At 43.9% G+C, this 686-nt stretch carries 1 protein-coding gene and 1 pseudogene; one reads left to right on the forward strand and one right to left on the reverse strand.

Annotation, left to right across the window (positions count from 1 at the left end):
• Positions 1-529, forward strand: a 529-nt coding sequence (locus GMD4S_RS09890; RefSeq protein ID WP_000319200.1) for a hypothetical protein, incomplete at its 5' end; no start/stop codon positions are given.
• Positions 530-571: 42 nt separating this feature from the next.
• On the opposite strand, the pseudogene GMD4S_RS13380 reads toward GMD4S_RS09890, so the two are convergent.
• Positions 572-686: pseudogene (locus GMD4S_RS13380) on the reverse strand (lysophospholipid acyltransferase family protein); the annotation flags it as partial.

Below are 686 nucleotides of genomic sequence, written 5' to 3' on the forward strand. Positions count from 1 at the left end.
GACCTCTAAAAATCGCCTAGATGACTACACACCCTGGAAGGCCTCTGCTCTGAGAGAGGGGGCTCCGGATTTTGGCGGTCAGGCAAATGCCTATCATGGTCATTTATTTGGAGGTCTTTTAGATAAGTTGCGGTCTCTTTATCGCCTGGACGAAGATCGCCTTGCCTATGGAGGATACTCATTAGGTGGACTGGCGGCAGTCTACAGTCTATTCAGCTTTGACAAGGTCTCCTGTATCTTCTCTATCTGCGGTTCCTTTTGGTATCCTGATTTTACGACTTATTGCAAGGATGAAAGGGTGAAAAATTTAGATTGTTTACTGTATTTACAGAATGGTCAAACAGAAGGAGTTCATCATACCAATCGTCTGGCTCAGGCACCAGCCTATGCTGAGCAGATCCATACCAGTCTTCAGAAACGTTATCCAACTGGTCAATTTGTCTTTGATCCTTATGGGCATCATGAGCAAGTTGCTGAGCGATTTCTAGCCTTTTCCAACTGGTTGTCCCAAAAATGGAAAATCGAATAAAAGAAATATCCCTTGGCAAAAGCCAAGGGATAATTGTATTTTTTAACCAAGAGCCTCTCTCTTCTTATCTGGATTCCAGATAAAGCTTGCAATGAAGGTAAAGATAATCGTTAGGATACCAACAACCACAGCAAGGATGAGGGCTGGGATGCGGACA

Source organism: Streptococcus sp. GMD4S, from assembly GCF_000296955.1.